Origin of the sequence: Corallococcus sp. 4LFB, assembly GCF_046520365.1 — a bacterium.
GTDB classification, from domain to species: Bacteria; Myxococcota; Myxococcia; order Myxococcales; family Myxococcaceae; genus Corallococcus; species Corallococcus caeni.
On the sequence record NZ_JBKGHJ010000282.1, the window covers coordinates 1 to 11,163 of the forward strand.

Here is an 11,163-nt window from a genome sequence, read left to right on the forward strand (position 1 = left end):
CACGCCCGCGCCCTCCCCCGCCGCGGTGGCGGTGCCCGGCGTGAAGCCCGCGCCGGCGCCCGCGCCCCAGAAGGGCGAGGCGAGCGCGGAGGACCGGCGCAAGAAGCTGTTCGGCGCGTTCGACAAGTCCGCGAAGCCCACGGAGCCGGAGGAGCTGGAGGGGGCCGAGGACGGCGACCCCGACGGTGACTCCGCGGTGGCGGAGGGCGAGCGGTACTACGGCCTCCTGAAGTCCCAGGTGCGCCGTCACTACAACGTGGCGGACACCATCCCCGACGCGGAGCGCCTGTACCTCAAGGCGCAGGTGGCCATGAAGCTGGGCCGCGCGGGTGAAGTGCTGGACGTGAGCCTGGCCAAGGCCAGCGGCAACGAGCTGTTCGACGCGGCGGTGGTGGCCGCCGTGCGCAAGGCCTCTCCCTTCTCTCCTCCCCCCGATGCGCTTCGCGACGCGCTCCAGAAGAACGGCGTCGTCCTGGTGTTCAGCCCATGAAAGCCCTCCTGCTGTCGCTCCTCCTCGTCCCCGCGCTGGTGCTGGCGCAGGCGCCCGTCATCGAAATCTCCGGCGCGAACTTCCGCCCGCTGCCGCTCGCGGCCCCCGCGCCCGTGGTGCAGGAGGGCGCGGACAAGAAGGCCGCCCAGACGTTCGATAGCGCCTTCACGTACGACCTCACCGCCTCCGGCATCTTCCAGGTGCTGGACCGCAACAGCTTCACCGCCGACGCGAAGGAGGGCATGACGGCGGGCAGCATCAACTTCAGCCGCTGGGCGGACGTGGGCGCGGAGTCGCTGGTGAAGGTGTCGCTCGCGCAGGACGGCGGCGCGCTGCGCGGCGAGCTGCGCCTGTTCAGCGTGGCCACGGGCAAGGAGGAGCTGAAGGTGTCCAAGGACGCGCCGGCCGGTGAGCCCCGGAGGCTGGCGCACGCGCTGGCGGACGCGCTCTACCGGCACTTCACCCGCGAGGCGAGCCCCTTCCTGTCGCGCATCACCTACGTGCGCAAGGCGGGCGCCAACCGCGACGTGTACGTGGCGGACTGGGACGGCCTGGGCGCGCAGGCGCTCACCCGGGGCGGCACGCACATCCTCCCCACGCTCAGCCCCTCCGGCCAGGTGGCCTTCACGTCCTACCGGAGGAACCGGCCGGACATCTACGTGCAGACCCCCGGCGGCGAGGCGAAGGCGCTGGTGACGGACGGGCAGATGGCCACGGGCATCGCGTACTCGCCGGACGGCAAGAGAATCGCGTACGCGCTGGCGGAGGGTGAGAGCGCTCAAATCTACGTCGCCGCGGCGGACGGCTCCGGCGCGAAGGCCGTGACGGACACGCCCTACGGCCTCAACACCAGCCCCACCTGGTCGCCGGACGGCAAGCGCATCGCGTTCGTGTCCAACCGGGGTGGCAGCCCGCAGGTGTACGTGATGAACGCGGACGGCTCCGGCGTGAAGCGGCTCACCTTCCAGGGCAACTACAACCAGACGCCGGACTGGTCGCCGCGCGGGGACCTCATCGCCTTCACCGCGCGCGACGAGCGCAACGCCTTCGACCTCTTCACCGTCAACGTGGACACGGGCAAGGTGACGCGCCTCACGCAGGACCAGGGCAACAACGAGGAGCCCACCTTCTCCCCCAACGGCCGGCTCATCATGTTCAGCACGAACCGCAAGGGCGCCGCGCACCTGTGGGTGATGACCTCCGACGGCAGCAACCAGGTGCCGCTCCCCATGGAGAAGGGCCACTGGCTGACCCCGGACTGGGGCACCGCTCCGGCGGCGAAGTAGTCACGCACGGCGGGCGGCCGTTGACAGGGGGGACGCGCCGGGGTGCATTGCGCGCCCCATGAGCGCTCCCCTCCCCGCCCACAGGGCTCACTGGGGCCTGGATCCCCAGGTCGTCTTTCTCAACCACGGCTCGTTCGGCGCCTGCCCCAGGCCGGTGCTCCAGCACCAGGCGGAGCTGCGGGCCCGGCTGGAAGCGGAGCCGGTGCGCTTCCTCGCCCGTGAGGTGGAGCCGCTCCTCGACGAGGCGCGCGCCGCGCTCGCGGCCTTCGTGGGCGTGGCCGTGGAGGACCTCGCGTTCATGCCCAACGCCACCACGGGCGTGAACACCGTGCTGCGCAACCTGCGCTTCCAGCCCGGCGACGAGCTGCTCACCACCGACAACGAATACAACGCGTCCAGGAACGCGCTGGACGTGGCCGCCGCCGAGCAGGGCGTGAAGGTGGTGGTGGCGAAGCTGCCCTGGCCCGTGCCCTCGCCGGAGTCGGTGGTGGACGCGGTGATGGCCCAGGTGACGCCGCGCACGCGGCTGGTCCTCATGGACCACATCACCAGCCAGACGGCGCTGGTCATGCCGGTGGCGGAGCTGGTGCGCCGCTTGCGCGAGCGGGGCGTGGAGACGCTGGTGGACGGCGCGCACGGGCCGGGCATGGTGCCGCTGGCGCTCCAGGAGCTGGGCGCGGCGTACTACACGGGCAACTGCCACAAGTGGCTGTGCGCGCCCAAGGGGGCCGCGTTCCTGTACGTGCGCCGCGACCTGCAGCGGGGCTTCAAGCCGATGGTGGTGAGCCACGGGCACAACTCGCCGCGCACGGACCGCTCGCGCTTCCGGCTGGAGTTCGACTGGGTGGGCACCGTCGACCCCACGCCCTTCCTGTGCATCCCCACCGTGATCCGCTTCATGGCGGGCCTCGTTCCGGGTGGGTGGCCGGAGGTGATGGCGTCCAACCGGGAGAAGGTGCTGGCCGCGCGGCGCGGGCTGGACGCGAGGCTGGGCAACGCTGTGCCGCTGTGCCCGGAGTCCATGGTGGGCAGCATGGCGTGCGTGGCCCTGCCAGACGGCTTCCCTGAGCACCCCGAGCCGCCGCTCTACCTGGACCCCCTCCATGTGCGCCTGTTCGAGGAGCACCACATCGAGGTTCCGGTCACCGCCTGGCCCCGGGCGCCCCGCCGGCACCTGCGGCTGTCCGCGCAGCTCTACAACACCCCGGCGGACTACGAGGCCCTGGCGCGGGCTTTGGAAGCGCTGCTGCGTTGAGTAGTGTGCGCGGCATGCCGCGCTTCGCATCCATCGACATCGGGACCAACTCCGTGCTGCTGCTGGTCGCGGACCGCCTGCCGGACGGGCGCTTCCAGCCCGTGGTGGAGCGCGCGGAGATCACCCGCCTGGGCCGGGGCGTGGACACCCACCGCGTCCTGTCCTCCGACGGCATGGAGGCCACGCTGTCCGTGCTGGTGGCCTTCGCCAACGAGGCCCGCGAGCTGGGCGCGGAGGGCATCGCCGTGTCCGCCACCAGCGCCGCGCGCGACGCGAAGAACGGCGCGGACTTCATCGCCGCGGCCCAGGCCCGCGCGGCGTGACGGTGGAGATCATCCCCGGGGAGATGGAGGCGCAGCTGTCCTTCGCCGCGGTGGCCCAGGACTTCGGGAGCGAGGCCGCGGGGCCGCTGCTCGTGGTGGACATTGGCGGCGGGTCCACGGAGTTCATCTACGGCAGCGACGCCGGCACGGTGGCCTTCCGCCACAGCTTCGACGTGGGCGCCGTGCGGCTCACGGAGCGCTACGTGCGCACCGACCCGCTGTCCTCCGACGAGCGCGGCGCCATCGAGGCGCACCTGCGCGACACCTTCTCCACCCTGCCCCCGCCGCCTCCCGCCGCGATGCTGGTGGGCGTGGCCGGCACGGTGACGACGCTGTTCGCCGTGCAGCACCAGATGGCGACCTACGACGCGGAAGCGGTCCACGGCGGCACGCTGTCCCGGAGCGAGCTGGACGTGCTCACGGACCGGCTGTGCGCCCTGCCCCTGGACGCGCGGCGGGCGCTGCCCGGCCTCCAGCCCAAGCGCGCGGACGTCATCCCCGCGGGGGCCCTCATCCTGCGCGAAGCGGTGAAGGCGCTGGGCCTGGAGGCGTGCCGCGTGAGTGACCGCGGCCTGCGCTGGGGCCTGCTGGCACACCGCTTCGGCTCTGGCTCCGGCTCCTCTCGCTCATGAACGCCTCCACCCCCGTCGCTCCGTCCAGCGCGCGTGCCACGCAGTCCGTGCGCGCGGGCTACGCGCTGTTCATCCTCACGCTGATCAACCTGGTCAACTACCTCGACCGGTACATCATCGCCGTCGCGCTGCCGGAGATTCAGAAGGACTTCGGCATCAACGACGCGCAGTCCGGCCTGCTGGGCACCGTCTTCATCATCGTCTTCATGCTGGCGTCGCCCCTGGGCGGCTTCCTGGGGGACCGCATCCCCCGCCGGCTGCTGGTGGCGGGCGGCGTGATTCTCTGGAGCCTGGCCACGGGGGCCAGCGGCCTGGCGTCCAGCTTCACGGCGCTCCTGCTGGCGCGCGCGGTGATTGGCATTGGCGAGGCGGGCTATGGCGCGGTGGCGCCGTCCATCATCTCCGACCTGTACCCGCGCGAGCAGCGCACGCGGATGCTGTCGTATTTCTACATCGCCATCCCGGTGGGCTCCGCCATGGGCTACGGCCTGGGCGGGTGGCTGACGCAGACGTATTCGTGGCACGCCGCGTTCTTCGCGGGCGGCGTGCCGGGGCTCTTGCTGGGCACCATGGCCTTCTTCATGCCGGAGCCGCAGCGCGGCGCCATGGACGGGCCGGACGCGGCGGTGAAGCTGCCGTTCATGGAGGGCCTCAAGGGGCTGGGCCGCAACATGGCCTTCTGGGCCACGACGGTGGGCTACACGCTGATGACGTTCTCCATTGGCGGCCTGGCGTTCTGGATGCCCACGTACCTGGTGCGTGAGCGGCACCTGTGGCTGGAGCACCCGGGCCGCGTGGGCCTGGTGTTCGGCGCCATCACCGCCGTGGCGGGCCTCACCGGCACCGTGGCCGGCGGCTGGCTGGGGGACAGGATGGACCGCAAGCGCGCGGGTGGCGGACTGTGGCTGTCGGGTATCGGCCTGCTGCTGGCGGCGCCGTGCATGTACCTGGCGGTGAACCTGCAGGACACGACGCTGACGTTCGCGGCCATTGGCGTGGCGCAGTTCCTCATCTTCCTCAACAGCGGCCCCATCAACGCGGCCATCGTCAACTGCGTGCCGCCCGCGTTCCGCGCCTTCGCCATGGGCCTCAACGTGCTGTGCATCCACATGCTGGGCGACGCCATCTCCCCCACGCTCATCGGGCAGATCGCGGACATGGCCAGCCTCCACACCGCCATCGCCATCAACGCGGTGCCGGTGCTGCTGGGCGGCCTGGCGCTCCTGCTGGGCGCGAAGCTGTTCCGGGAGGCCACGCCGCGCGCGCAGCAGGGCTGAAGCCTCGCGCGGAAACGCCCGGGCCCGGAATGCATCCGAGCCCCATCCGGTTGGGCGAGCAGGTTCGCTGCTCGCCAGGGAAGGAAGCGGAGGCGCCCATGGCTGTCGTGCATTCGCATGCGGTTCACGGCTGGGAGGCGCCGTCGAGCACCCTGGTCGTCGCGTGCGGGCATGCCCAGCAGGCCCCTTCCCCCCATGCCGCCTCGCATCCGCAGGCGGTGCTCGCGCTCTACACGGGCGGGCGGCCGTCATCGATCAGCGCACCCGGCTGACCGTGTCCGCGGGCGACGTGATGCTCATCCCCGCCGGGGAGCAGCACCGCACGGTGTCGGCCGAGGGCGCGGAGGTCTGGGGGCTCGGGTTCCATCCGTCCGCCTTCGCGCAGACGGAGGTGGGCCCGCTGCTGGAGCCCTTCGAGCGCGTGCGCCAGGGGGCCTCCGCCGTCGTGCCGATTCCGTCCGGGCGCCAGGAGCACCTGCTGCGGCTGCTGTCGGAGCTGCACGCGGAGACGCGCGCGCCGCACCGTGCGCTGGGGGAGCAGGTGACGCGCAGCCTGTTCTCGCTGGTGCTGGCGGAGGTGGGGCGTTCGAGCACGTGGACGCCGGCGGACTCGCGCGTGTCGCTCGCGGGTGAGGCGCTCACGTTCATCGAACGCAACTGCCTGAAGCCCATCTCGTTGCGCGAGGTGGCCGCCGCCGTGGGCCGCTCCCCCGCGCATGTCACCACCGCGCTGAAGCAGGCCACGGGCCGCAGCGTGGTGGAGTGGATCATCTCCGGCCGGATGGCGGAGGCGCGGCGCCGGCTGCTGTCCACGGACGAACGCGTGGACATCATCGCCGAGCGCGTGGGCTACGCGGACCCCACGCACTTCATCCGCCTGTTCCGGCGCACGGAGGGGCTCACGCCCGCCGCGTGGCGCAAGCAGCACCGCGCGCCGGCCGCGCACTGACGCGTGGTGAGGCTCAGTGCCCCTTCCGCCGTGAGGGCACAGGCTTCCCCGTCACCTCCGTGTAGCGACGGTCCGCGTCCTCCAGGATGAGGGCGTGGTTCATCATCGCCGCGGCGATGGTGCCCGCGCTGGCCGCCGCGATGGCCGCCTGCATCGGCGTCGTCATGTCGCCCACCGCGACGATGCCCGGCACGGACGTCTCTCCCGTGGCGTTCACCTTCACGTAGCCCAGGTCATCCAGCTCCAGCCCCAGCCGCGTCACCAGCTCGTGCTGCCGCTGCGGCGGCGCGGAGAACATGACGCTCCGGGCGATGCGCGTCCCGTCCTCCAGTTCGACTTCCGCCAGGCGCCCGTTCTTCCCATGCAGCGCGCGGATCCTCCGCTCCTCCAGCGGGATGCCCAGGGCCTGGAGTCGTTCACGCTGCTCCGGCGGCACCTCGAAGTCGCCGTGCGTGAAGACGATGAGGTCCCGGGACCAGTTCTGGATGATGGGTGCGCCGTCCAGGTACTGCGGGTTCTTCGCCAGCATGGCGAAGGGCTGGTCCTGGACCTCCCAGCCGTGACAGTAGGGACACTGGAAGATGCTGGGACCCCACAGCTCCTGGTAGCCGGGGATGTCCAGCATCACGTCCACCACGCCCATCGCCAGCAGGAGGCGCCGGGCGTCCACCGTGGTGCCGTCGCCCAGTGCCACGCGGAAGCCGCCCTCGTGCTTCTCCACGGAGCCCACGCGCGTGTCGCGCACCTCCACGTTGGGATAGGCCTTCAGCTGCTCACGGCTGATGCGCCGGAACTCCGGCGGCGGGATGCCGTCGCGCGACCCGAAGCCGTGCATGTGCTCCGCCGCCGCGTTGCGCGGCGTGCCCGCGTCGCAGAGCAGCACCCGCTTGCGCCCGCGTCCCAGATACAGCGCCGCGTTGAGCCCGCCGGGGCCGCCCCCCACGATGACCACGTCGTATGCCGCCATTGCCCTGCTCCTCGTGCCGGTCGTTGCTTCCCTGGGGGAAACCTAACGACGGGCCCGGGGCCAATAGGAGGGCGGGACTTTCGACGGCATCGGCGGATCTTCCGGTCCGCTACCTCGCGACGGGGGAGGCACCGGGCGCGTCGAGCTTCGGCCGGTACTCCTCCGCCAGCCGCTCCACCTCGCCCGCCAGCCGCTCCCCTTCCGCGAGCAGCCGGGCCTTCAGCCGCTTCCGGTTGCCCAGCGTGAAGAACAGCTCCAGGTCGTGACGGATTTCGTCCCAGCGCTCCGCGAACGACAGCGTGAACAGCGCCAGCGGCGGAACCAGCACGAACGTCGCGAGCCCCCACGCCCAGCCGCCCCACACCGCCGCGACCGCCGTGAGCCCCCACCACCACACGACGGACACCACCACCGCGGTGAGGAACTTCACCGTGGCCTGGACGTCCAGCTCCGCGCGCCGCGCCGCCATCCGGGGCAGCGGATACGGAAGGCCGAACAGCGCCAGCCCCAGCGCGAACAGCGGCAGCCCGAACACCAGCCGCAAGAGCGTCTTCACCGCGAAGGGCACCACGTTGCCCGGGCGGTACTGCACGGACAGCTCCTCCGGCCGCGAGGCCTGCACCAGCGCCATCCGGTGGCCGAACGAGGACAGGTGCTGCCGCAGGCGCTCGTAGCGCTCCGGCTCCTGCGTCCGGAACAGCCGCACCCCTCGCGCCCACAGCCGCAGCCGCTCCGCGTCCAGCGTGCCGCCCTGGCGGAAGGCGTAGAGCTGCTCCGCCACCCGCACCACCGGCAGGTCCGCCCACTGCTCCAGGTTCAGCGTCACCGCGCGCAGCCCCTCCGCCACGCGCTCCGTCAGCGCGCGCACCGCGTCCTGCTCCGACGCCGCGTCCTCCGGCAGGAAGGCCGTCACGTCGATGGGCGCCCCCTGGTCGATGAGCACCTCGCTGCGGAACACGTTCTTCTCCGCGTAGGTGAGCCCCACCGGGACGATGCGCACCGGGGCGCCCTCGCGCGCGGCGTTGAGCGCGATGCGCGCCGCCCCCGTCTTCAGCTCCGCCAGCCCCGGCTCCGAGTGGCTCTTGCCCTCCGGAAAGATGGTGATGGCCCGCCCCTGCACCAGCGCGCCCTTCGCCGCCTCCAGCGTGCCCTCGTTGCGCCCCATCTGCGCCGGGTCGTCCTGCTTGCGGTACACGGGCAGCGCGTCCAGCCCCTTCAGCAGCCAGCCGATGACGGGCAGCTTGAACAGCGGCGCCTTGGCCATGAACGTCACCTGGCGCCGCGTGAGGATGAACACCAGCGCCGGGTCGATGAGCCCGTTCGGATGGTTGCCCACGAAGAGCACCGGCCCCAAGGGCGCCTCTGCCGGGGCATTCACCTTCACCCGGTAGAAGAGCCGCAGCGCCAGCGCCACCACCGCCCGCACACACGCGTAGAACACGGAGCGGACTGTATCCCGGCGCCCCCCCCCCGGGCCCGCCCGCGCTCCGGACATTGTCACCGCCGGGGCCGGAAAGACCCTCTTCCCCGACAGCCCTCCGGGTTCAGCCACTACAGAACAGTCCGGTGGAACCGCGATCCATGCGGGGGCTCCCGATTCACACCTTTTTGCGCGCGGCCCCTGGAAGGCCGCCGCTCATCTCGGGGGAACACCACATGAAGCGTTTGATGTCGCTGGGTTGGGCCGCCGCCACCGCCGCCGTCCTGGGGTGTGGCGCGAGCACCTCGCAGGAGGGGGGCGCGAAGGAGGAGGCACCGCCCGCCGTCACGTCGACCTCGCGGTCCATCGTCACCGCGACGGCCGCGACTCCCAGTGCCTGCAACGCGCTCTATGCGTCCAGCGCGGCGCAGGCGGCGCTCGGCCAGGCGGTGGTGGATCCGGCGCTGCACACGGACGGGTCGGTGCGCACGCTCATCCTCTCCTTCAACACCGCGAACGCGACGGGCGGCGTGCTGAACCTGGACGCCGTCCTGGGCGGCCTGACGCGGACGCTGGGCGGGGTGACGCAGGGGCTGGGGCTGGGCAACGTCCTGGCGCTCAAGTCGCTGCCCATGGTGGCGCTGAAGGCCCCGGTGACGCCGCAGCTCATCAACAGCTTGCGACAGGAGCTCCAGCCGCTGGGCCTGCTGTCCATCTACGAGGACAAGCCGCTCCAGTACTTCCTGGACACCAGCGTGCCGTACATCCACGCGGACACGGCGCGCACCGCGTATGGGACGACAGGCGCGGGCATCGGCGTGGGCATCATCGACTCCGGCCTGGACGGCACGCACGGCGACTTCCCCAACGTGGCGCGCAACGTGAAGGTCGTGGCCTCCCCGCTGGACGTGGGCGTGGGCGGCGCGCTGTACGTGGACACGCCCAACAGCGACCTGACGAGCGGCCACGGCACGCACTGCGCCAGCATCATCGGCGGCTCGGGTGCGCGCTCGGGCGGGGCGCACAAGGGCGTGGCCCCTGACGCGAAGCTCCTGGGCGTGGGCACCGGCGACGCGCTGAGCATCCTGTTCGCGCTGGAGGGCTTCGACTTCCTGATGGATCCGGACGTCCGCGAGGCGCACAACGTGCGCGTCATCTCCAACTCGTGGGGCACCAGCGGCAGCCACTTCGCGCCGTTCGACCCCATCTCCCTTGCCACGAAGCGCGCCTACGACCTGGGCATGGTGGTGGTGTTCGCGGCGGGCAACGAGGGCTCCGCCCCCGACACGCTCAACCCGTACAGCGCCTCGCCGTGCGCCATCTCCGTCGCGGCCGGCACGTCGCGCGACACCACGGCGGCCACCAACCCGCTGCTCAGCCAGGACAGGCCGGGCGAGCTGGCGTCCTTCTCCAGCCGCGGCATCCCCGGCGACGAGTTCCACCACCCGGACATCACGCTGCCGGGTGTGAACATCGTGGCGGCGCGCGCGCTCACCGCCACCATCATGCAGCCGTACCTGGGGCTGGACCTGCTGCACCCGGAGCCGTTCTACGCGGCCAGCTCCGGCACCTCCATGGCCGCGCCGCACATGTCCGGCGTCGCCGCGCTGCTCCTGGAGGTGAACCCCGCGCTCAACATGGACGGCGTGCTCGCGGCGGTGCAGGCCACGGCGCGGCCCATGTACGCGACGGACGCGGCGGGCACCACGCGCCAGCTGGAGACGTGGGAGGTGGGCGCGGGTTACGCGGACGTCTACGCGGCGACGAAGCTGGTGAATGACGCCGTGGGCACCCGCTACATCACGCAGACCACCGCCCTGCCCTCCTGGACGGGCACGGTGAAGACCGCCATCAACCTCCCGGTGGTGGACCTGTCCCTCCGGGCCGCGCAGCACGAGCACGCGCTGGAGGTGCCCGCGGGCGCCAACGCCCTGCGCATCAAGACGGACTGGGGCAACCCGGCCTACGACCTGGACCTGTATGTCTTTGGCCCCAACGGGGAGCTCGTCGCGACCAGCGCCGAGGGCACCTCCACCGGCGAGGCCGTCACCATCACGAACCCTCCCGCCGGCACCTGGCGCGTTCAGCTCAAGGGCTTCCTGAACGTGTCCACGCAGTACACCGGCACCGCGGAAGTGGACCGCCGCGTCCCGCGTCCGTAGTCACTCCCGGACCCCACAAGGCACGGCAGTCCCCGCCCCCCTCCTGTGCTCGCACGGGAGGGGGGTTGTTCGGTGGGGGCTCAGCGGGGCGTGAGCGTCACCTGCGTGTCCGCGACGGTGCGGCCCTGCGCGTCCGTGAAGCGCGCGTGCACCGGCACGGGGCCCGTCAGCCACCCGCCCTGCACGGGCGTGCTGAAGGGCAGCGGGACGTCCACGCCCGCGGCGACCTCCGGGGCCGCGCCCTCGCTGGGGAAGAAGCGCAGCGGCTCCCCCCCGGCCTGGGGCAGCCCCTCCAGCGACAGGCGCACGCGCTGCGGCGCGGTGTAGCTGAACTGCACCGCGTTGCCCTCCGCGCACGTCAGCGTCCCACCGGGACGGGCCTCCGCCAGCACCTCGCCCGTG

At 72.0% G+C, this 11,163-nt stretch carries 9 protein-coding genes and 2 pseudogenes; 8 read left to right on the plus strand and 3 right to left on the minus strand.

Annotated elements, in window-relative coordinates; all coding sequences use genetic code 11:
* The 7 genes and pseudogenes from ACLEQD_RS26430 to ACLEQD_RS26460 form a co-directional block, all read left to right on the plus strand.
* Nucleotides 1-490, plus strand: a 490-nt coding sequence (locus ACLEQD_RS26430) for a TonB family protein (RefSeq protein ID WP_410387733.1), incomplete at its 5' end; no start/stop codon positions are given.
* On the plus strand, nt 487-1,776 hold the full coding sequence (locus ACLEQD_RS26435; protein ID WP_410387734.1) for an LpqB family beta-propeller domain-containing protein: 1,290 nt from the start codon (nt 487-489) through the stop codon (nt 1,774-1,776). The genes ACLEQD_RS26430 and ACLEQD_RS26435, both read left to right, overlap by 4 nt.
* A gap of 58 nt (nt 1,777-1,834) precedes the next feature.
* Entirely contained in the window at nt 1,835-3,031 is a 1,197-nt protein-coding gene (locus ACLEQD_RS26440) for an aminotransferase class V-fold PLP-dependent enzyme (RefSeq protein ID WP_410387735.1), read from the plus strand.
* A 14-nt stretch (nt 3,032-3,045) separates the two neighbouring features.
* Nucleotides 3,046-3,986 (plus strand): annotated as a pseudogene (locus ACLEQD_RS26445) (Ppx/GppA family phosphatase).
* Nucleotides 3,983-5,263, plus strand: coding sequence for a spinster family MFS transporter (locus ACLEQD_RS26450; protein ID WP_410387736.1), 1,281 nt, complete (start codon nt 3,983-3,985; stop codon nt 5,261-5,263). Before ACLEQD_RS26445 ends, ACLEQD_RS26450 begins: the two are co-directional and overlap by 4 nt.
* A 98-nt stretch (nt 5,264-5,361) precedes the next feature.
* A complete protein-coding gene (locus ACLEQD_RS26455) occupies nt 5,362-5,535 on the plus strand; it encodes a hypothetical protein (protein ID WP_410387737.1) in 174 nt (57 codons plus the stop codon).
* 2 nt (nt 5,536-5,537) lie between these two features.
* Nucleotides 5,538-6,212 (plus strand): helix-turn-helix domain-containing protein, encoded by a 675-nt coding sequence (locus ACLEQD_RS26460; RefSeq protein ID WP_410387738.1) that lies wholly within the window; start codon nt 5,538-5,540, stop codon nt 6,210-6,212.
* Nucleotides 6,213-6,225: 13 nt separating this feature from the next.
* Here the strand turns inward: ACLEQD_RS26460 and ACLEQD_RS26465 are convergent, their stop codons facing one another.
* Both ACLEQD_RS26465 and ACLEQD_RS26470 read right to left on the minus strand, forming a co-directional pair.
* Nucleotides 6,226-7,179 (minus strand): NAD(P)/FAD-dependent oxidoreductase, encoded by a 954-nt coding sequence (locus ACLEQD_RS26465; RefSeq protein WP_410387739.1) that lies wholly within the window; start codon nt 7,177-7,179, stop codon nt 6,226-6,228.
* A gap of 109 nt (nt 7,180-7,288) precedes the next feature.
* Entirely contained in the window at nt 7,289-8,620 is a 1,332-nt protein-coding gene (locus ACLEQD_RS26470; RefSeq protein ID WP_410387740.1) for a lysophospholipid acyltransferase family protein, read from the minus strand.
* A 215-nt stretch (nt 8,621-8,835) separates the two neighbouring features.
* Between ACLEQD_RS26470 and ACLEQD_RS26475 the strand changes: the two genes are divergently transcribed.
* Nucleotides 8,836-10,761: a S8 family serine peptidase gene (locus ACLEQD_RS26475; RefSeq protein ID WP_410387741.1), complete on the plus strand. Its 1,926-nt coding sequence runs from the start codon at nt 8,836-8,838 to the stop codon at nt 10,759-10,761.
* 80 nt (nt 10,762-10,841) lie between these two features.
* Here ACLEQD_RS26475 and ACLEQD_RS26480 read toward each other — a convergent pair.
* Nucleotides 10,842-11,163: pseudogene (locus ACLEQD_RS26480) on the minus strand (hypothetical protein); the annotation flags it as partial.

What these genes read in the sequence shown, in the direction of transcription:
- ACLEQD_RS26435 (WP_410387734.1), top strand. Translation starts at nt 487, where the DNA reads ATGAAAGCCCTCCTGCTGTCGCTCCTCCTCGTCCCCGCGCTGGTGCTG.
- ACLEQD_RS26440 (WP_410387735.1), top strand. Translation starts at nt 1,835, where the DNA reads ATGAGCGCTCCCCTCCCCGCCCACAGGGCTCACTGGGGCCTGGATCCC.
- ACLEQD_RS26450 (WP_410387736.1), top strand. Translation starts at nt 3,983, where the DNA reads ATGAACGCCTCCACCCCCGTCGCTCCGTCCAGCGCGCGTGCCACGCAG.
- ACLEQD_RS26455 (WP_410387737.1), top strand. Translation starts at nt 5,362, where the DNA reads ATGGCTGTCGTGCATTCGCATGCGGTTCACGGCTGGGAGGCGCCGTCG.
- ACLEQD_RS26465 (WP_410387739.1), bottom strand. Translation starts at nt 7,179, where the DNA reads ATGGCGGCATACGACGTGGTCATCGTGGGGGGCGGCCCCGGCGGGCTC.
- ACLEQD_RS26475 (WP_410387741.1), top strand. Translation starts at nt 8,836, where the DNA reads ATGAAGCGTTTGATGTCGCTGGGTTGGGCCGCCGCCACCGCCGCCGTC.